This is a genomic window from Blastococcus sp. CT_GayMR20 (genome assembly GCF_004570345.1).
In genome coordinates this window covers 1-19144 of sequence record NZ_SPQM01000095.1, presented here as the reverse complement: position 1 = coordinate 19144, position 19144 = coordinate 1, and the positions used below count along the sequence as shown (strand labels likewise).

At 73.3% G+C, this 19144-nt stretch carries 19 protein-coding genes; 9 read left to right on the top strand and 10 right to left on the bottom strand.

Translation table 11 applies throughout. The features are described from left to right. Nucleotides 1-64 precede the first annotated feature (64 nt). The 3 genes from E4P40_RS18965 to E4P40_RS18955 all read right to left on the bottom strand — a co-directional run bounded on the left by E4P40_RS18965 (nucleotide 65) and on the right by E4P40_RS18955 (nucleotide 3511). Nucleotides 65-1072 carry a GntG family PLP-dependent aldolase gene (locus E4P40_RS18965; RefSeq protein WP_135160058.1) on the bottom strand — a complete coding sequence of 336 codons (1008 nt, stop codon included), beginning with the start codon at nucleotides 1070-1072 and terminating at the stop codon, nucleotides 65-67. Next, complete coding sequence (locus E4P40_RS18960; protein WP_135160057.1) at nucleotides 1072-2409, bottom strand: 3-deoxy-7-phosphoheptulonate synthase class II; 1338 nt, start codon at nucleotides 2407-2409, stop codon at nucleotides 1072-1074. The genes E4P40_RS18965 and E4P40_RS18960 overlap by 1 nt, the downstream gene beginning before the upstream one ends. A gap of 76 nt (nucleotides 2410-2485) precedes the next feature. Beyond that, a complete protein-coding gene (locus E4P40_RS18955; RefSeq protein WP_135160056.1) occupies nucleotides 2486-3511 on the bottom strand; it encodes a 6-phosphofructokinase in 1026 nt (341 codons plus the stop codon). 78 nt (nucleotides 3512-3589) lie between these two features. On the opposite strand from E4P40_RS18955, the gene E4P40_RS18950 reads away from it, so the two are divergent. Beyond that, nucleotides 3590-4480, top strand: coding sequence for an SDR family oxidoreductase (locus tag E4P40_RS18950; RefSeq protein ID WP_135160055.1), 891 nt, complete (start codon nucleotides 3590-3592; stop codon nucleotides 4478-4480). Here E4P40_RS18950 and E4P40_RS18945 read toward each other — a convergent pair. Next, nucleotides 4477-4983: a DinB family protein gene (locus E4P40_RS18945; protein WP_135160054.1), complete on the bottom strand. Its 507-nt coding sequence runs from the start codon at nucleotides 4981-4983 to the stop codon at nucleotides 4477-4479. The genes E4P40_RS18950 and E4P40_RS18945 overlap by 4 nt on opposite strands. 139 nt (nucleotides 4984-5122) lie before the next feature. Here E4P40_RS18945 and E4P40_RS18940 point away from each other — a divergent pair, with 139 nt between their 5' ends. After that, the gene (locus E4P40_RS18940) at nucleotides 5123-7279 is read left to right on the top strand and encodes a methyl-accepting chemotaxis protein (protein ID WP_135160053.1); all 2157 of its coding nucleotides are present in this window, start codon (nucleotides 5123-5125) and stop codon (nucleotides 7277-7279) included. A 70-nt stretch (nucleotides 7280-7349) separates the two neighbouring features. On the opposite strand, the gene E4P40_RS18935 is transcribed toward E4P40_RS18940, so the two are convergent. After that, complete coding sequence (locus E4P40_RS18935) at nucleotides 7350-7931, bottom strand: GNAT family N-acetyltransferase (protein ID WP_135160052.1); 582 nt, start codon at nucleotides 7929-7931, stop codon at nucleotides 7350-7352. Between the two features lie 51 nt (nucleotides 7932-7982). Then, a complete protein-coding gene (locus tag E4P40_RS18930) occupies nucleotides 7983-8468 on the bottom strand; it encodes a polyadenylate-specific 3'-exoribonuclease AS (RefSeq protein ID WP_135160051.1) in 486 nt (161 codons plus the stop codon). Nucleotides 8469-8582: 114 nt separating this feature from the next. Here E4P40_RS18930 and glpK point away from each other — a divergent pair, with 114 nt between their 5' ends. After that, nucleotides 8583-10052 carry a glycerol kinase GlpK gene (glpK, locus tag E4P40_RS18925; protein ID WP_135160050.1) on the top strand — a complete coding sequence of 490 codons (1470 nt, stop codon included), beginning with the start codon at nucleotides 8583-8585 and terminating at the stop codon, nucleotides 10050-10052. A gap of 10 nt (nucleotides 10053-10062) precedes the next feature. Here glpK and E4P40_RS18920 read toward each other — a convergent pair whose 3' ends face one another. Next, nucleotides 10063-10983, bottom strand: a complete 921-nt coding sequence (locus E4P40_RS18920; RefSeq protein WP_135160049.1) for an SDR family oxidoreductase — start codon at nucleotides 10981-10983, stop codon at nucleotides 10063-10065. Nucleotides 10984-11098: 115 nt separating this feature from the next. On the opposite strand from E4P40_RS18920, the gene E4P40_RS18915 reads away from it, so the two are divergent. Genes E4P40_RS18915 through E4P40_RS18905 form a run of 3 tightly spaced genes read left to right on the top strand, consistent with a single transcriptional unit; the run spans nucleotide 11099 to nucleotide 14182 of the window. Continuing rightward, nucleotides 11099-12631: an NAD(P)/FAD-dependent oxidoreductase gene (locus E4P40_RS18915; RefSeq protein ID WP_135160048.1), complete on the top strand. Its 1533-nt coding sequence runs from the start codon at nucleotides 11099-11101 to the stop codon at nucleotides 12629-12631. Then, nucleotides 12628-13566 carry an alpha/beta hydrolase gene (locus E4P40_RS18910; RefSeq protein WP_135160047.1) on the top strand — a complete coding sequence of 313 codons (939 nt, stop codon included), beginning with the start codon at nucleotides 12628-12630 and terminating at the stop codon, nucleotides 13564-13566. The genes E4P40_RS18915 and E4P40_RS18910 overlap by 4 nt, the downstream gene beginning before the upstream one ends. A gap of 16 nt (nucleotides 13567-13582) precedes the next feature. Then, on the top strand, nucleotides 13583-14182 hold the full coding sequence (locus E4P40_RS18905; protein WP_135160046.1) for a TetR/AcrR family transcriptional regulator: 600 nt from the start codon (nucleotides 13583-13585) through the stop codon (nucleotides 14180-14182). A 1-nt stretch (nucleotide 14183) separates the two neighbouring features. On the opposite strand, the gene E4P40_RS18900 is transcribed toward E4P40_RS18905, so the two are convergent. Further along, nucleotides 14184-14945, bottom strand: coding sequence for a lysophospholipid acyltransferase family protein (locus tag E4P40_RS18900; RefSeq protein WP_245160436.1), 762 nt, complete (start codon nucleotides 14943-14945; stop codon nucleotides 14184-14186). 125 nt (nucleotides 14946-15070) lie between these two features. Here E4P40_RS18900 and E4P40_RS18895 point away from each other — a divergent pair, with 125 nt between their 5' ends. Both E4P40_RS18895 and E4P40_RS18890 read left to right on the top strand, forming a co-directional pair. Next, nucleotides 15071-15886, top strand: coding sequence for an alpha/beta fold hydrolase (locus E4P40_RS18895; RefSeq protein ID WP_209305412.1), 816 nt, complete (start codon nucleotides 15071-15073; stop codon nucleotides 15884-15886). After that, nucleotides 15883-16581 (top strand): hypothetical protein, encoded by a 699-nt coding sequence (locus E4P40_RS18890; RefSeq protein ID WP_135160045.1) that lies wholly within the window; start codon nucleotides 15883-15885, stop codon nucleotides 16579-16581. The genes E4P40_RS18895 and E4P40_RS18890 overlap by 4 nt, the downstream gene beginning before the upstream one ends. Nucleotides 16582-16590: 9 nt before the next feature. Here E4P40_RS18890 and E4P40_RS18885 read toward each other — a convergent pair whose 3' ends face one another. After that, nucleotides 16591-16995 (bottom strand): VOC family protein, encoded by a 405-nt coding sequence (locus E4P40_RS18885; protein WP_209305411.1) that lies wholly within the window; start codon nucleotides 16993-16995, stop codon nucleotides 16591-16593. Nucleotides 16996-17020: 25 nt separating this feature from the next. On the opposite strand from E4P40_RS18885, the gene E4P40_RS18880 reads away from it, so the two are divergent. Further along, nucleotides 17021-18262: a TIGR00300 family protein gene (locus tag E4P40_RS18880; RefSeq protein WP_209305410.1), complete on the top strand. Its 1242-nt coding sequence runs from the start codon at nucleotides 17021-17023 to the stop codon at nucleotides 18260-18262. Between the two features lie 26 nt (nucleotides 18263-18288). Here E4P40_RS18880 and E4P40_RS18875 read toward each other — a convergent pair. After that, the coding region (locus E4P40_RS18875) for an ROK family protein (RefSeq protein ID WP_135160043.1) at nucleotides 18289-19144 on the bottom strand (856 nt) is incomplete at its 5' end.

The window sequence follows — 19144 nt, the reverse complement described above, 5'->3', positions numbered from 1 at the left end:
CAACCACCTGCTCTTCAGCAACTACTGACCGCGGGCGCCGGGCCGTCCTCGTGGACGGCCCGGCTCAGCGGGCGAGGAGCTCGCTGAGGACGTCGGCGGCGCGGTCGATCCCGGCACGGCCGACGTCGAGGTGGGTCACCAGCCGGATCCGGCGCGGGCTGACCTGACTGACCAGCACGCCCTGCGCCTTGGCCGCCTCGGCGATCACGGGCGCGGGGACGTCGTCCAGCACGACCATGTTCGTCTCGACGGACGACGGGTCGACGCCGAGACGCTTGGCCAGCAGCTGAGCGTGCTCGTGGTCCTCACCGAGGCGGGGCAGGTGGTGGTCCAGGGCGTAGCGGCACGCCGCCGCCAGGACGCCGACCTGGCGCATGCCGCCGCCGAGTCGCTTGCGCCAGAGCCGGGCGGTGGCGACCCGCTCCGCCGAGGCGACCAGCACCGAGCCGACCGGCGTCCCCAGGCCCTTCGAGAAGCAGACCGACGCGGTGTCGGCCAGCCGTCCGTAGGTGGCGAGCTCGACACCGGAGGCGACCGACGCGTTCCAGATCCGGGCGCCGTCGAGGTGGACGGCGACGTCGGCATCGCGGGACCAGTCCCAGAGCTCCTGCAGCTCGCCGAGCGGCTGCACGAGCCCGCCGCCCCGGTTGTGCGTGTTCTCCACCGCGATGGCGGCGGTGGCGGTGAGGTGCCAGTTGTCCTTGGGCCGCACCTGGTCGATGAGCTGCTGGGCGTCCAGCCGGCCACCGGACGACACCACCGTGCGGGTCGAGATGCCGAAGATCGCCGCAGCGGCGCCCATCTCGTAGGTGACCACGTGGGCGTCGGCGTCGGAGAGCACCTCCTGGCCGGGCTCGCAGACCAGGCGCATGCCGATCTGGTTGCCCATGGTGCCGCTCGGCACGAACAGCCCCGCCTCGTGGCCGAAGAGGGCGGCCACCCGTTCCTCGAGCGCGGTGACAGTCGGGTCCTCGGCGTAGACGTCGTCCCCGACCTCGGCCTCGGCCATGGCCCGGCGCATGCCGGGCGTCGGCCGCGTGACCGTGTCCGAGCGCAGATCGACGAGCGACATCAGCCGCGCAGCATCTCCGCGACGAGGAACGCCAGCTCCAGCGACTGGCCGGTGTTCAGCCGGGGGTCGCAGGCCGTCTCGTAGCGGCTGTTGAGGTCGTCGTCGCTGATCTCCATCGCGCCGCCGAGGCACTCGGTGACGTCCTCACCGGTCAGCTCGACGTGGATGCCGCCCGGCCAGGTGCCCAGCGCCCGGTGCACGTCGAAGAAGCCCAGCACCTCGTCGACCACGCGGTCGAAGTGGCGGGTCTTGTAGCCCGACGGCGACTCGTGGGTGTTGCCGTGCATCGGGTCGCACTGCCACACGACCTGGTGTCCGCTGGCGGTGACCTTCTCGACGATCGCCGGCAGGACGTCGCGGATCTTGCCGTTGCCCATGCGGCTGATCAGCGTCAGCCGGCCGGGCAGGCCGTCGGGGTCCAGGCGCTCGACCAGCTCGGTGGCCTGCTCGGGCGTCGTCGTCGGGCCGATCTTGACGCCGATGGGGTTGGCCAGCTTGGAGGCGAACTCGATGTGCGCACCGTCCATCTGGCGGGTCCGCTCCCCCACCCAGACGAAGTGCGCCGAGGTCGCGTAGGCCTTGCCGTCGTGCACCCGCAGCAGCGCGCGCTCGTAGTCGAGGATCAGCGCCTCGTGGCTGTTGTAGAGGTCGACCTGGTGCAGCGCGTTGGAGTCGACGCCGCAGGCCCGCATGAACGCCAGCGCCCGGTCGATCTCGCGCGCGATCACCTCGTAGCGCACTCCGGCGGGCGAGGTGGACACGAAGTCCTTGTTCCAGTCGTGCACCGCGTGCAGGTCGGCGAGGCCGCCCCGGGCGTACGCCCGGATCATGTTCATCGCCGCCGCGGAGTTCGCGTAGGCACGGACCAGCCGGTTCGGGTCGGGGATGCGCTTCTCCAGCACCGGCTCGAGGTCGTTGACCATGTCGCCCCGGTAGGAGGGCAGGCCGAGCGCGTCGATGTCCGACGAGCGCGGCTTGGCGTACTGACCGGCCACCCGGCCGACCTTCACGACCGGCACGCTCGCGCCATAGGTGAGGACGACGGCCATCTGCAGCAGCGTCCGCGTCGTGCTCTGCAGGTGCGGCTCGGTGTTGAGGTCGAAGGTCTCCGCGCAGTCGCCGCCCTGCAGCAGGAACGCCTTGCCCTGGGCCACCTCGGCGAGCTGGGCCCGCAGGTGGTCGATCTCGGCCGGCGCGACGATCGGCGGCACGGTGGAGAGCGTGCCGAGGACGGTGTCGAGCGCGGCCCGGTCGGGCCACCGCGGCTGCTGCGCTGCGGGGAGGTCCTTCCACCGGTCCAGACCGGGGATCAGCTCAGCAGGTTCCGGAAGACTCACGGGGTCGAGGGTACGTGGAAGGACCCCGCCGCCTTCCGGCACTCGCCAGCTCGCACCGTGCCCCTGCGTCGGGCCGTCAGCCGAAGAAGACCTCCGCCTCGGCGTAGCGCTCGGCGGGCACCAGCTTGAGCTGCGCGGTCGCCGCGCTCAGCGGCACCCGCACGATGTCGGTGCCGCGCAGCGCCACCATCACGCCCGACTGCCCGTCGTGGACGGCGTCCACCGCGGCCAGCCCGAACCGGGTCGCCAGGACCCGGTCGAACGGCGAGGGCGTTCCGCCGCGCTGGATGTGGCCGAGGACGACGGCCCGCGCCTCCCGGCCGGTGCGCTCCTCGATGAGCGAGGCCAGCGCCGCGCCGATCCCGCCGAGGCGCACGTGGCCGAAGGCGTCCTTCTCCCCCGTCGTCAGCATCAGGTCGCCGTCCTTGGGCTTGGCCCCCTCGGAGACGACGACGATCGGCGAGTACCCGGAGTCGAATCGGTGCTGGCAGTGGGCGACCACGCCGTCGACGTCGAACGGGTTCTCCGGGATCAGGATCACGTTCGCCCCGCCGGCCATGCCGGCGTGCAGCGCGATCCAGCCGGCGTGCCGGCCCATCACCTCGACGACGAGGGTGCGGTGGTGGCTGTCCCCGGTGGTGTGCAGGCGGTCGATCGCCTCCATGGCCACGCCGACGGCGGTGTCGAAGCCGAACGTGTAGTCGGTGGAGTCGAGGTCGTTGTCGATCGTCTTCGGGACGCCGACCACGCGGACGCCGCTCTCCGCGAGCCTGGTGGCGACGCCCAGGGTGTCCTCGCCGCCGATCGGCACCAGCGCGTCGATGCCGAGCTCGTCGAGCGTCGCCATGACCCTGTCGGGCCCGCCCTCGAGGGCGTACGGGTTCGTGCGCGAGGTCCCGAGCACGGTGCCGCCGCGCGGCAGGATCCCGCGGACGGCGTGCAGGTCCATCGGCACGGTGTCCCGTTCGAGGACACCGCGCCAGCCGTCCCGGAACCCCACGATCTCGTCGCCGTGCTCCCCGATGCCCTTGCGGACGACCGCGCGGATGACCGCGTTGAGCCCGGGGCAGTCGCCCCCGCCGGTCAGGATGCCGATGCGCATGGGAGTTCCTCCGGGAACGTTCGGAGCAGGGGCGGTGTTGACCGGCGTCATGATGCCGCAGCTCGATGACGTCGTCGCATGCGCAGGGTGATCGGGGTAACCGGCGCCACCGGAGCGCTCGGCGGCCGCGTCGTCGAGCGGCTCTCCGGGACGGCGGACGACGTCCCGCTGCGGCTCGTCGTCCGCGATGCGGGCCGGGCCCCGCGGGTCGCCGGAGCAGAGGTCGTCGAGAACCCCGGCGGCTACCGCGACCCGGCCGCGCTGCGTGCGGCGCTGGACGGCGTGCAGACCCTGTACCTGGTCTCCGCCGGCGAGGCCGAGGACCGCGTGCAGCAGCATCTCGACGCCGTCCGCGCGGCCGCGGACGCCGGGGTGCAGCGGATCGTCTACACGTCCTTCGTCGGGGCCGACCGGGCCGATCCGACGTTCACCCTGGTGCGCCACCACGGCGCGACGGAGGAGGCGATCCGCGCCACCGGCGTCCGGCACACCTTCCTGCGCCACAACATGTACGCGGACTTCGTCCCCTTCTTCGCCACCCTCGAGGGCGACCGCGCGGTGATCGCCGCCCCCGCCGGGACCGGCCAGACCGGATTCGTGTCCCGCGACGACCTGGCCGACGTGGCCGCGGCGGTGCTGCTCGACGACTCGACCGCTCTGGACGGGCAGGGGCTGGAGGTCACCGGTCCCGAGGCGCTGTCCCTGGCCGACGCCGCCGAGCTGCTCGGCGAGCTCACCGGCCGAGCGACGGAGTACCGCGACCAGACCGTCGAGGAGGCCTGGGCGACCCGCCGTCCGTCCGGGCACCCCGACTGGGAGATCGAGGGCTGGGTCACCAGCTACCTGGCAATCGCCGCCGGCGAGCTGGCCACGGTCACCGACGTCGTCCCCACCCTGACCGGGCACCCGGCGCGGACCGTGGCGGAGCACCTGCGCGCCCATCCCGAGGACTGGGCACACCTGCGCTAGACCCCGACGGTGCCGTCCAGTGCCTCGCGCAGCAGGTCGGCGTGCCCGTTGTGCCGCGCGTACTCCTGGATCAGGTGGACCAGCACCCGCCGCAGCGAGTACTCGTCGCCCGGTCCGCGGTCGACGCCGGTGACGTCCAGCGACGCGGCCGCGCGCTCGATCCGGCGGGCGTGCACGACCTCCGCCTCCCAGGCGTGGAACCCCTCCTCCCACGACGCCCCCGCCACGTCGAACGCCGCGCGGCGGTCGCCGTCGGCCGACCACAGCCACGGGACGTCGGCGCCCTCGAGGACCCGGCGGAACCAGGACCGTTCGACCTCCGCCAGGTGCCGGACGAGCCCGAGCAGGGACAGCTCCGACGGCGGCACCGACGGGGTGCGCAACTGCTCGTCCGTCAGGCCCGCGCACTTCTGCGCCAGTGTCGCCCGGTGCCAGTCGAGACAGGCGCGCAGCATCTCCCGCTCCTCCCCGGCGCGGGGGACGTCGGGCCGGTCCTCGGTCACGACGGCGGTCCTCGGTGTAGTCGGAACAACATGTCGCTCTGGTCACGAACCTAGCGAGCAGGGTCCGGCCGGCTCCGCTGCTGCCGAGATACGGAACGACGGCAGTACGCGACGCTGCGGACGAACTCGAGGACCGACCATGCGCTGGACGACGACCCTGCCCGCCTGGGCCACCCCCGCCGGCTGGGGCATCCGCACGAAGGTGGTGGCGCTGGCCGTGGCCAGCGTCGCCGTCACCGGCGTGGCCATGAGCGGCGTGAGCGCCTGGCAGAGCGGCCGGTTCGCCGACGACGCCGAGCGTGACGTCAGTGCCCTGGTGGCCGAGGACATCTCGCGCACCGCGGCCGGCGTGCACGACGTCGTCTCGACCCAGGGCGCCTCCACCGCCGCGAAGGTGGACTCCGACCTCGCCGTCGCCCAGTACGTCCTCGCGAGGACCGGCGGGTTCGGCATCGATCCCAGCCCCCGCTCGGCACCGGTCGTCTGGGAGGCGAAGAACCAGCTCTCCGGCGAGGTGACCCCCGTGGCGCTGCCCCGGGTCATGGTCGGGAGCCAGTGGCTGGGCAAGAACAGCGACGTCGCCGTGCCGACGCCGGTCGTCGACGAGATCAAGGCGATGACCGGCGCGACGGTCACGATCTTCCAGAGGACCCCGACCGGCGACTTCCTGCGAGTGGCGACGAACGTGCAGGCCGCCTCCGGCGCCCGCGCCATCGGGACGTACATCCCGGCGACCAACCCCGACGGGCAGCCCAACCCGGTGGTGGCCACCGTCATGAGCGGGGAGACCTACCGCGGCAACGCCTTCGTCGTCGACTCCTGGCTGGTCTCGGCCTACGCCCCGCTCACCGGCCCGGCCGGGGACGTCGTCGGCGTCCTGTACGTGGGTGTCAAGCAGCAGAACCTGCCCGCCCTGCGCGAGAGCCTCGAGGCGACCGACGTCGGGGACACCGGCCACATCGAGGTCTACGGCGGGACCGGCACCATGGCCGGCACAGTGCTGATCAGCCCCGACGGCGTCCGCGACGGCGAGACCATGCTCCAGGCGACCGACGCCGACGGCCGGGCGTACGTGCAGGAGATGGTCGACGCCGCCGTCGGGCTCGAGGCCGGCGAGCAGGCCACGGTCCGCTACGTCGACCCCGCGGCGGGTCCGACGACCGTGCGGCTGACCTACTACGCCCCCTGGGACTGGGTCATCGCCACCGTCGCCCGCGACGGTGACTTCGCCGGACCCGTGCAGTCGATGGAGGACGGCCGCGCCTCCATGGTGTGGGCCTTGGTCGCCGCGGCCGCCGTCATCGCCGTCCTGGGCGGCGTGCTGGCCTACTGGATCGGCCGGCGGCTCACCGCACCGCTCGAGCAGCTGCGCGACCGGATGGCCGTGATCGCCGACGGCGAGGGCGACCTGACCCAGCGCATGGACGACTCCCGCTCCGACGAGGTCGGCCAGCTCTCCGGCGCGTTCAACCGCTTCGTCGACAAGGTGGCCGGCACGGTGCGCGACATCGGGACCTGCGCCCGGGACGTCGCCGTCGCCGCGGCCGGTGTCTCCTCGGTCGCCGACGGGCTCGCCGGGCGCGCCGCCCGCAACCGCCACCAGGCGCAGGGCGCGCACGCGACCGCCGCGGAGATCAGCAGCAGCGTCTCGGCCGCGGCGTCCGGTGCGCAGGAGATGGGCGCGTCGATCTCCGAGATCGCCCGCAGCGCGGCCGACGCCGCCCAGGTCGGCCGGCAGGCCGCCGACCTCGCGCAGCAGACCGAGACCGCCATCGCCGCCCTCGGCGCGAGCTCGGCGGAGATCGGCGACGTCGTCAAGGTCATCTCCGGGGTGGCGGAGCAGACCAACCTGCTGGCGCTCAACGCGACCATCGAGGCGGCGCGGGCCGGCGACGCGGGCAAGGGCTTCGCGGTCGTCGCGCACGAGGTGAAGGACCTGGCGCAGGAGGCGGCCAAGGCCAGCGAGGAGATCACCCAGCGGGTGCAGGCCATCCAGGCCGACACATCGGCGGCCGTGCGCTCGATCGCCCAGATCGCCGAGGTCGTGCGGGCGATCAACGACCACCAGACCACCATCGCCAGCGCCGTCGAGGAGCAGACCGCGACCACCAGCGAGCTGACCCGCAGCGTCGCCGCGGCGGCCGACGGGGCGGGGACGGTCACCAGCACGCTCACCGAGGTCAGCCGGGACGCCGCGGACAGCGCGACCGACGTCGAGCAGGCCCGGACGGCGGCCCGCGAGCTGGACGCGCTGTCCGGCCGGCTCACCCGCCTGCTGGGGGCCTTCACCGTCTGATCGGCGTCGACGGCGCCGTGTGCGGACGGCGGCTCGCCCAGGTGGCCCGGACCCAGGCCGTGCTCTCCGGTCAGCCGGTCGCCATCGACCACACCGTCGGTCCTCCGGCGCCCAGCGGGACCTCGTGGCGCACCGACATCCCGTGCCCCTCGTAGAACGGGACGTTGGCCGGGTTCATCGTGTCCAGGCAGGCGACCAGGCCCGCCGCCCGTGCCGCCGCCAGCCCGCGGTCCAGCACCTCTCCCCCGAGCCCCTGGCGCCGTGCGTCCGGGTGGACGGCGAGCAGGTGGAGGTAGGCATGGGGCTCCGCCGGGCGCAGCTCCGCCAGGACAGCCATGTCGCCGCCGATCGCCGCCGCCCTGGCGGACCCCATCAACGCCGTCATCAGCCCGCCGATCGACGGCAGCCGCTCCGGTCCCGGCGCTCGTTCGGCCTCCCTGGGCCAGCGCCACATGGCGACCGCCACCGGCTCCGGCCGGCGGACCACGTCGACCCGCCCGCCCGCCAGGTAGTTCTCGGCGAACAGGCCGAACAGAGCCGCACAGGCGTGCGGACGCGCGTCCTCGTCGGGGAAGAACCAGACCATCAGCGGGTCGTCCACGAAGGCGCGTGCCAGGAGGGTGCGTGCCTCGACGACGCTCAATTCGGTCACGGCGTGCAGCGTTGCGGAGGTCCGGCCAGGGGCCAAGAGCCAGGGCCGCGGTCAGGCCCGGGCGGCCTCCATGGCGTTCCACCGGACCAGGTTGTAGCGGGCGTCGACGAGGGCGTCGTGCGTGCCGGTCGGCTTGGGCGGCAGCGGCGGCTGGCCGAGGTCGTCCCAGCGCTGGCGCAGCTCGCGGGTGAACCGCGGGATGGGCCGGGGCAGCGCCGGCATCGCGCCCCACAACTGGCACAGCGCGACATGGTCATAGGCGCCGAACCAGGCCCACAGTTCGATCTCCTCGCCCGGGCCGGTGAGGAAGTTCAGCAGGTCCTCCCGGATGCGCTCGCGGCTGCGCCACGCCTTGTCCGCCGGAGACGGCAGCTGGTCGAGCACGTTGCGGCGCACCCACGGGATGGCCTTGTCGGGGTCGAACTCGGTGCTGACGGCGTAGAACTCCCGCCCGGTCTCGTCGACGACGCCGATCGACACCAGGTCGATCGTCGTGCCGTCCTCGATGAACTCGGTGTCGTAGAAGAAGCGCCGCACGCGGGCCACCGTAGGCGGTGCTGATGGCCGGCTCCGCGCCTTGCTCCGCTCCTCGCTCGCTGGCGCTCGCCGGCGCTCACGCGGCTGTCATCGGCCGGCATTAGGTTCCCCCTCATGCCCGTCCTCGCCATCGACGCAGGTACGACCGGGGTGACCGCGCTGGTCGTGGGCGAGGACGGCGACGTCCTGGCCCGCGGCTACCGCGAGTTCGCGCAGCTCTTCCCGCGACCCGGCTGGGTCGAGCACGAGCCCGACGACATCTGGACGGCGACCGTCGCGGCCTGCCGCGAGGCCCTGGCCGCCACCGAGACGGAACCCACCTGCGTCGGGATCACCGACCAGCGGGAAACCGCCGTCGTGTGGGACCGGCGGACCCTGCGCGCCCCGCGGCCGGCGATCGTCTGGCAGGACCGGCGGACCACCGGCATCTGCGACCGGCTGCGGAGTGAGGAGGAGCGCGTCTCGCAGCTCACCGGCCTGCGGCTCGACCCGTACTTCACCGGCACGAAGTTTGCCTGGCTCGCGTCGGAGGAACCGCGGGTGTGGTCCGGCGTCCGCGACGGCGCGCTGGCCCTGGGCACGGTGGACTCGTACGTGGTCGCCCGGCTGACCGGCGGGCAGGCGCACGTCACCGACCCGAGCAACGCCAGCCGCACGCTGCTCTACGACCTCGAGAAGGGCGCCTGGTCCGACGAGCTGTGCGACCTGTTCGACGTCCCACGGTCGGCGCTGCCGGAGGTCGTGCCGAGCTCGGGCGTGGTCGGCACCACCGACCCCGATTCGTTCCTCGGGCTCTCGCTGCCCGTGGCCGGCATCGCGGGCGACCAGCAGGCGGCGCTGTTCGGGCAGGCCTGCTACTCCCCCGGCGACAGCAAGTGCACCTACGGCACGGGCTCGTTCGTGCTCACCAACACCGGTTCCACGCCGGTCCGCTCGGACGCCGGCCTGCTGACGACGGTCGCCTGGGACCTCGGGGACGGCCTCGTCCACGCCCTCGAGGGCTCGATCTTCGTGACCGGGGCCGCGGTGCAGTGGCTGCGCGACGGCCTCGGCCTGATCGACTCGGCGAACGAGATCGAGGGGCTGGCGCGGACGGTCCCCGATTCCGGGGACGTCGTCTTCGTGCCCGCGCTCACCGGGATGGGCGCCCCGCACTGGGACCCGCACGCCCGCGGCGCCATCGTCGGCATCACCCGCGGCACGACGCGGGCCCACCTCGCCCGCGCCACCCTCGAGGCGATCGCGTTCGAGGTGCGTGACGTCGTCGACGTGATGGTCGAGGAGGCCGGGCTGACCGTGAACGAGCTGTCGGCCGACGGCGGCGCCAGCGCGAACGATCTCTTGATGCAGCTGCAGGCCGATCAGCTGGGCGTGCCGGTCCGTCGTCCGCAGGTCACCGAGACCACCGCGCTGGGCGCGGCCTTCCTGGCCGGCCTCGGCACCGGCGTGTGGGGCAGCACCGACGAGCTGGCGCAGACGTGGGCCCTGGACCGCCGGTTCGAGCCCGAGGAGGGACTGCGGGACGACGGCCGCCACGCCCGCTGGCGCGCGGCCCTCCCCCGCGCCGGCAGATGGACGAGCTAGGAGAAGGACCTCAGGCGGCGGGCTTGTTCGTCGTCCGCGCCCCGACGGAGTTGCGGCCGAATTCCTGGCCGTTCAGCGCGGCGATGTCGCGCTCGAGCTGCGGCACCTTCTTCGCCGACACGGCCATCGCCAGCTTCTCCGCGACGACGCCGGTGACGAGCTGCCGCAGCGCGGCCACCGTGCCGACCGAGCGGGGCACGAACACCCGCCGTCCGCGGGTCTCCAGGTTCTCCACCAGCGCCTCGGCACAGGCCTCCACCGACGTGTAGGCGCCCAGCGGGCCGGGGAGCTGCTTGCGCGTCTCGGCGAACGTCGGCAGTGCGGCCTCGGTGTCGCGGACCATGTCGGTGTCGATCCAGGTGGGGTGCGCACTCGCCACGGTGACCCCGCGGTAGGCGACCTCGAGGCGCAGCGCGTCGCCGAACCGCTCGACGCCGGCCTTGGCCGCGCAGTAGGCGCTCATCCCCGGCAGCACGGTGAACGCCGCCGCCGAGCTGATCAGCAGCACGTGCCCCTTGCGCCTGGCCACCTCGGGCAGCGCGGCGTGGGCGGTGAGCATCGCGCCGATCAGGTTCACCTCGATCGTCCGCGACAGGGCGTGCGCGGACGAGGTCATGACCGTGGTCAGCGGCGCGATGCCGGCGTTGGCCACGACGACGTCCACCCCGCCGAAGGTGTCGACCGTGCGCTGCACGGCGGCAGCGAGCGCATCGGCGTCGGTGACGTCGGCCTCGACCCAGAGGTGCTCCGGGCCCAGCTCGTCGGCCACCGCCGCCACCTGCTCGGGCTCGAGGCCGACCAGGGCCACGCGGGCGCCGCGGGCCGCCGCCTTGCGGGCGAGCTCGGCGCCGATCCCCCGGGCCGCGCCGGTGATCAGGACGGCCTTGCCGGCCAGGGGCGTGCGGACGCGCTGCCGACGAAGGTTCGCCATGGGTGCTCCTCGGTTCCGGGCGCCCGAATAGAGCGCCTCTCGCACCGGTTGTAGCTTGTTGAGCGTTGCTCAGCAAGCGGAACGGATCCATCCGGATCAGCGAAGGAGCCGATCGGTGACCAGCACGCTCGAGACCCAGTCCGCTCCCCCGGGGCCTGTCCGCGAGGTCGGCGTGGCGATCATCGGGTCGGGCTTCGCGGGCCTCTGCATGGCCATCGCGCTGCGCCGGCGCGGCGAGACCGACTTCGTCGTCCTCGAGAGGGGGAACGACGTCGGCGGCACCTGGCGCGACAACACCTATCCCGGCGCCGCCTGCGACGTGCAGTCCAACCTGTACTCGTTCTCCTTCCACCGGAACCCGCACTGGCCGCGCTCCTACTCCGAGCAGCCGGAGATCCAGGCCTACCTGCAGGACACCGCCGACCGGTTCGGCGTCCGCCCGCACTGCGCCTTCGGCGCCGACGTCACCTCCGCCCGCTGGGACGACGCCGCACGCCGCTGGACCGTCACCACCTCGGCCGGCACCTTCCGCAGCCGCGTCCTCGTCTCCGCCGCCGGCGCCCTGGCCGACCCGACCTACCCCGACATCCCGGGCCTGGACACCTTCGCCGGCACGGTCGTGCACTCCGCGCGCTGGGACCACGACCACGACCTCGCCGGCGAGCGCGTGGCGGTCATCGGCACGGGCGCCTCGGCCGTCCAGGTCGTTCCGGCCGTCCAGCCCGTGGTCGAGAGCATCGCCGTCTACCAGCGCACCCCGGCCTGGGTCGTCCCGCGCACCGACCACCCGGTGAAGCCCTGGATGCAGCGGCTCTACCGCTTCGTCCCCGGCCTGCAGCGGGGTGTCCGGGCGATGCTCTACCTGTTCCGCGAGTTCCTGGTGATCGGCATGGCCAAGAACCGGGCCTTCCTCAAGCCGGTCGGCACGCTCGCCCGCGCGCACCTGCACCGCCAGGTGCGCGACCCCAAGCTCCGCGCCGCGTTGACCCCCGACTACACGATCGGCTGCAAGCGCATCCTGATCAGCAACGACTACTTCCCCGCCGTCGCCGCGCCCAACGCCGAGCTCGTCACCGCCGGGATCGCGGAGGTGCGCGAGCACTCGATCGTCGCCGGGGACGGCGTCGAGCGGCCCACCGACACCATCGTGCTGGCCACCGGCTTCCACGTGACGGATCTGCCGATCGCGCAGAAGATCTGCGGCCGCGACGGGCGCAGCCTGGCCGACGTCTGGTCCGACGGCATGGTCAGCAACCGCAGCGCGACCGTCGCCGGCTTCCCGAACCTGTTCCTGCTGGTGGGCCCCAACGTCGGGGTCGGCCACACGTCGATGGTCTACATGATCGAGTCGCAGGTCTCCTACGTGGACGACGCCCTGAAGACGATGGACGCCGAGGGACTCGAGGTGCTCGAGACGACCCCGGAGGCGCAGCAGGCCTACCGCGACCTGATCGCCGAGAAGTCGAGGGGCACCGTCTGGCTCGCCGGTGGCTGCGCCAGCTGGTACCTCGACCAGCACGGGCACAACACCACGCTGTGGCCCGACTTCACCTTCCGGTTCCGCAGGCTGACGAAGAAGCTCGACCGGGAGAACTACGTCGGCATCCCCGCCGGTGCTCCCTCCGAGCAGCCGGAGGTGGCGGCATGACCGGCCCGGCGCAGACGATCTGGCGCCGGGTCGCCGCCGTCACCACGCCGGACGGCGCGCAGCTGCACGCCGTCGTCGACGGCCCGGACGACGCCCCGGCCACGCTCGTGCTCGCGCACGGCTGGACGCTGGCCCAGGCGGCCTGGGACGACGTCGGCGAGCTGCTGGCGCCCCGCGTCGCGGCGGGCGGGCTGCGGGTGATCCGCTACGACCAGCGCGGGCACGGCCGCTCGACGTGGGGTGACAGCGACATCACCATCGACCAGCTCGGGCACGACCTCGCCGAGGTACTGGACCGGCTGGCGCCGACGGGTCCGGTGGTGCTCGGCGGTCACTCGATGGGCGGCATGACGATCATGGCGCTGGGTGCAGCGCGGCCGGAGTTGTTCGGGACCCGCGTGCGGGGCGTCGTCCTCGTGTCCACCTCGGCCGGTGACCTGACCTCCGACCCGCGCACCGCCGCGGGCCGGATGGCCAGGCTGAGCCCGGGCGTCCTGAACACCGCCCTGGCCGGTGCCCGGGTCGTGGAGCGGGTGCGCCAGCTGCTGCCGCCGACCCACCCGCGCCACCAGAAGCTGGTGCGGGACCTGCTGTACGGCGAGGACGCCACCGCGGAGATGGTGCTGGCGGGGGCGGAGATCATGCACGCCTCGACCGTCCGCTCCTTCATCGCCTTCATGCCCGCTCTCGAGGAGCACGAGAAGCGGGAGGACCTCACGGCGCTCACCCGCGTGCCGGTCGAGATCTTCGTCGGCGACAGCGACCAGCTGACCCCGGAGCGGCACAGCCACCAGCTGGCCGAGGCCCTGCCGGGCGCCCGGCTGCACATCATCGAGCGCACCGGGCACATGCTGACCCAGGAGCGGCCGCAGCACGTCGTCGACGCCATCGAGCGACTGCTCGCCGAGGCGGCGGCCGACCGCGCCGCCGCGTGAGGGGGCGCTCCCGCCGATGAACCTGCCGTCGGAGCGGTCCTCCGTTCCCGACCCGCCCCGCCTGCGGCGGACGGCCGGCGACCGGCGGGCCCAGCTGGTGCAGATCGGCCTGGAGCTCCTCCCCACCACGCCGGTGCAGGAGCTGACCATCGACGAGGTGGCGCGGCGCGCCGGGATCAGCCGCAGCCTGCTGTTCCACTACTTCGCCACCAAGCGCGAGTACTACACCGCAGTCACCCGCGCCGCGGCCGACCTCCTGTGGGAGCACCTCCTCCCCCGACCCGGGACGCCGCCGGACGAACTGGTCGCCGGGATGCTCGACCGCTACGTCGGGTGGGTGGAGACGTTCCGCGAGACCCACCTGGCCTTCGTGCGGGGTGCGGCAGGCGGCGATCCGTGGGTGTCGGAGGTCTACGAGGAGACGCGCGCCCGCCTCGTCGACGTGGCCCTGGCGGCGCTCGAGCTGCCGGACGACGCCCTGCGACGGCAGCTGGTGCTCGCCTGGTTCGCCTTCACCGAGGACCTCGTCGGGCAGTGGGTGCAGGAACCGACGATGACCCGGGAGGAGCTGCTGGAGCTGCTCCGCGACGTGCTGGACCGCCTCGTCGCGCGGTAGTTCAGCCGGCCAGGGTGTCGGGGAGCCGGTCGCCCGCCTCTTCGATGGGCGGCTGCAGCCGGGAGACGACCTCCGGGGCGCTCGCGCCGGTCGCGTCCATCGACTTCTTCACGGTGCTGCCGTAGACGTCGACGTACTCCTGGCCGGACAGCGTCATGATCTCGTACATGATCTCGTCGGTGATCGACCGCTCCACGAAGCGGTCACCCGAGAGCCCCTCGTACCGCGAGAAGTCCAACGGCTTGCCGAAACGGACGCGCACCCGGGTGATCGACCTGCCGAACGGCAGCTTCTTCTTGCTGTAGACCATGGCGACCGGCACGACGGGCGCGCCGGTCTCCAGCGCCGTGCGCGCCACGCCGGTCTTGCCGCGGAACAGGCGGCCGTCCGGGGAGCGCGTGCCCTCCGGGTAGATGCCGAGGAGCTTGCCCTCGCGCAGGATCCGGAGGCCGGTCTGGATCGCGTTCTCGGCGGCCGAGGCGCTCGACCGGTCGATGGGCACCTGGCCGGCGCCGGTGAAGAAGGCCCGCCGCAGGGCGCCCTTGACGCCCTTGCCGGTGAAGTACTCGGCCTTGGCGAGGAAGGTGACGCGTCGCTTGAGCATCAGCGGCATGAAGATCCAGTCCGCTGCGGAGAGGTGGTTGCTCGCCAGGATCGCCGGACCCGCGGCCGGCACGTTCTCCGTGCCCTCGGCACGGGGGCGGAAGACGGCGTGGACCACGGGGCCGATCGCGACGAACTTGAGGAACCAGTAGAACAACACGCCTCCCTCGTGAGCTGCCAGACTAAGGAGCCCGGCGTCCGAATCACAATCGGCCGCCATGAGTGAGCTACCCGACACCCGCTCTGCCGGACGGCCCCGCCGCCGGACGCCGAGGAGGACCCCCCGTGGCTGGACCGACCGTGCCGAACGACGTGATGCCCGGCGCCGAGCCGTTCGCCTTCCCGGGCGGCGACGGCCCCGAGGGGCGGACCGGCGTCCTGCTCGTGCACGGGTTCACCGGCACGCCCATGAGCATGCTCCCGTGGGGCGAGCACCTCGCCGCGGCGGGCTTCGCCGTCCGCTGCCCCTTGCTGCCCGGGCACGGCACCCGGTGGCAGGACTGCAACGGCAGCACCCACGACCAGTGGACGACGGCGGTGGACGACGCTTTCGACGCGCTCGCCGCCGACTGCGACCGCGTCTTCGTCGCGGGCCTGTCGATGGGCGGCACGCTGTCGATCCGGCTGGCCGAGAGGCGCCCGGACGACGTCGCCGGACTGCTGCTCGTGAACCCGGCGCTGCTCACCCAGCGGGTCGACGCCAAGCTGCTGCCGCTGGTCGCGAAGATCACCGGCAGCTGGGCGCCCATCGCGAGCGACATCAAGAAGCCGGGCGTCACCGAGCTCGCCTACCCGAAGCTGCCGACCCGGGCGATGCTGCAACTGCGCTCGCTGTGGGCGCTCACCCGCGCCGACCTGCCCAAGGTGACCGTGCCGGTGATCGTCTTCCACAGCGCCGAGGACCACGTCGTGGAGCCGATCAACAGCCAGGTGGTCCTCGACGGGGTCTCCAGCACCGACACCACCGAGGTCGTGCTCCGCGACAGCTACCACGTGGCGACGCTCGACAACGACGCCCCGCTGATCTTCAAGGGCTCGGTGGACTGGATCCGCGAGCGCGTCCCGGCCGACACCGGGACGCCCCCCGCGGGGACGCGATGACCCCGCGGCGGGGACGCGGGCGCCTGGACAACGGGCTCGACGCCACGCTCTGGAGCCCGCTGCGCGACGTCGACCCCCGCATCGGCGAGCACCTGCTCGACCTGCTGCACGCCGTCGGCATCGCCGCCTACCTGGAGCCGTCGTCGGACGTCGGCCCCTACACCCGCACCGTCTTCCTCCCGAGCCCGCCGACGGACCGCCTGTTCGTCGACCGGTCCCGGCGCGCGGAGGCCCGCGCCGTCGTCGACGAGCACACCCCCCGACCGGGCGCGGACGGCCCCTCACCGGCCCCGCTCCCGGAGCCGGCCGCCGTCCGCCGGGAGATCGACGAGGACGCCGAGTGGGCGCGGATCGTGTCGGCCTTCGAGGCCGAGCACGGACGGGCCGTCGTCGACGACGAACCTGCGGAGGCGAGGCCGCCGGCACCGCACGAGACGGCGATCCTGGACCTGCCGGACGAGCACTTCGAGCCGCCGCCCCCGCCGCCGCTGCCCGCGCCGTCCCCCGCCTCGCTCTACGCGGTGCTGCTCGTCGTCGCGGGCATCCTCCTCGTCGCGTCGCCCGGCCTGCTGCGGCTGTCCGCGGACGTCGGGCTGGTCCTCGGCGTCGTGGCGATCGCCGGTGGCGCCGCGATGCTGGTCTCGCGGATGCGCGACCGGTCCGACGACGACGGGGACGACGGCGCGGTCGTCTGAGTCACTCCGTCAGAGCGGCGCCCCGCCGAAGCCGATCTCGTTGCCGTCGGGGTCCCGGTAGGTCCACTTCCGGACGCCGTTGGCGTAGGTCTCCCGGTCGGCCGGCTCGACTCCCCGGTCGGCGATCTCCTGGACCCGCGTGTCGAAGTCCGACGCGAAGATGGTGTGCATCGCGTGGCCGGCGTGGTCGGGTCGCACCTCGATGAAGAGGTACCGGTTCTCGGCGATCTCCCAGACCGCCTCGACGTCGTTCGGCAGGAAGCTCGGCGCCGCGCCGAGCAGCTTCTCGTACCAGGCGACGGCGCGCCGGTAGTCGGTCACCGGGAGACCGGCGAAGAGTTCGAGCACGATGACAGCGTCGTCCTCCGGACGACACCGCGGCCAGGTGCCGTCCCCATCTGCGTCGAAGCCCATGAGTCGCTCCTCTACCGTTCGGCGGGTGAGCACCGCTGCGCACTCCGCGACCGTCACCGTGACCGGCCACCTGATGGACACCGGCATCCTCGCCCGCATCCTGGACGACGTCCTCGAGTACGGCGGCGACTACCGGATCGACAAGCTGGACCTCGGGCGGCAGCACCTGGACGAGTCGCGGGCGCTGGTGGAGATCAGCGCCCACGAGGCGGAACTGCTCGACCGGATCCTCATGCGCGTCCAGGTCCACGGCGCCAACCCGGTCGATCCCGGGACCGCGCTGACGCGGCCCGCGCCCTCCGACGGGGTCTTCCCCGACGACTTCTACTCGACGACCAACCTGGAGACCCTGGTCCGCCTCGACCGCGACTGGATCCGGGTCCGCCAGCCGGAGATGGACTGCGGGCTCGTCGTCACCGACGAGGACGGCGGAACCGTCGTCCGCACCGTCCCGGTCAGCGACGTGCGGGCCGGGGACGCGGTCGTCTGCGGCGCCCACGGCGTGCGGGTCGAGCTCCCGGCGCAGGCCCCGCGGGGCGAGGAGGACGACTTCGGCTTCATGTCGTCGGCGGTGTCCAGCGAGAAGCCGCAGGCGCTGCTCGTCCGCCAGATCGCCGATCGCATGCGCGACGTGAAGGCGGCCGGCAAGCGGATCCTGTGGGTCGGCGGCCCGGCGGTCGTGCACACCGGGGCCGCCCCGGCGATGGTGCGTCTGGTGCGCGCCGGTTACGTCGACGTCCTCTTCGCCGGCAACGCCCTCGCCACCCACGACATCGAGTCGGCCCTCTTCGGCACCTCCCTCGGCGTGGACCTGGCCAAGGGGTCGGGGGTGCCGCACGGGCACGAGCACCACATCAGGGCGATCAACACGATCCGCGCCGCCGGCTCGATCCGGGCCGCGGTGGAGAAGGGTGTGCTCACGGGCGGGGTCATGCACGCGATGGTCGAGGCCGGGAAGCCGTTCGTGCTGGTCGGTTCCGTGCGCGACGACGGCCCGCTGCCGGACGTCCACACCGACGTCATCGAGGGCCAGCGCGCCATGCGGGCGGAGCTCCCGGACGTCGGCTTCGCCATCATGGTCGCGACGATGCTGCACTCGATCGCGACGGGGAACATCCTCCCCGCCTCGATCCCGCTGGTGTCGGTCGACATCAACCCGGCGACCGTCACCAAGCTGGCCGACCGGGGCAGCGCCCAGGCGATGGGGATCATCACCGACATCGGCCTGTTCCTCGAGCAGCTCGCCCGCGAGCTCGCCCCCGAGTAGGGCCCCGTCCGGAGGCTCGCCCCGAGCTAGCGAGGGGTCAGGGGGACGGGGTCCTTCTGCTCGCTGACGGCGAGGCGGACGAGGTCGGCGGCACCGACGAGCCCGGCCCGGGGCCCGAGCTCGGCGACGACGACGCGTGGCCCGGGGCGGAAGCCACGTCCGGGCAGCGCCCGCTCCAGCCGGGTGCGGGCCGGGCCCAGCACCATCTCGCCCAGCTTGCTGACGCCGCCGCCGATCACGACGACCTCCGGGTCGAGGACGGCGGCGAGGTCGGCGATCCCCTGGCCGAGCCAGACGCCGACGTCGGTCACCAGCTCCAGCGCCAGCGGGTCGCCGTCCGCCGCGGCCTGCGCGACGTGCTCGCCGGTGAGCCGGTCGGGCTCGCAGTCGACGCGCTCCAGCAGCCGCGCGGCCGCTGCCGGTGACGTGCGCGCGACCTCCCGGGCGGTCTGGCCGAGCGCCGTCCCGCTGGCGTACTGCTCCCAGCAGCCGCGGTTGCCGCAGGCGCAGAGCCGGCCGTCGGGGACGACGCGCATGTGCCCCCACTCCCCCGCCACGCCGTGCGAGCCGCGCCGCAACCGGCCGTCCAGGACGATCCCGCCGCCGATTCCGGTGCCCAGGGTGATCATCAGCGCCAGGTCCGCGCCGCGGGCAGCGCCGTAGCGGTATTCGGCCCAGGCGGCGGCGTCCGCGTCGTTGCCCACCCAGAGCGGTCGCTGCAGGCGGGCGGCCAGGTCCTTGCGCAGCGTCGAGTTCCGCCAGGCCAGGTGGGGACTGAACAGCACCGTGTCACCCGTCCGGTCGAACCAGCCGGCCGCGCCGACCCCCACGCCGACGAGCTCGCCGTCGTGCCCGGCCGCCAGCTCCTCGACGACCGCCGCG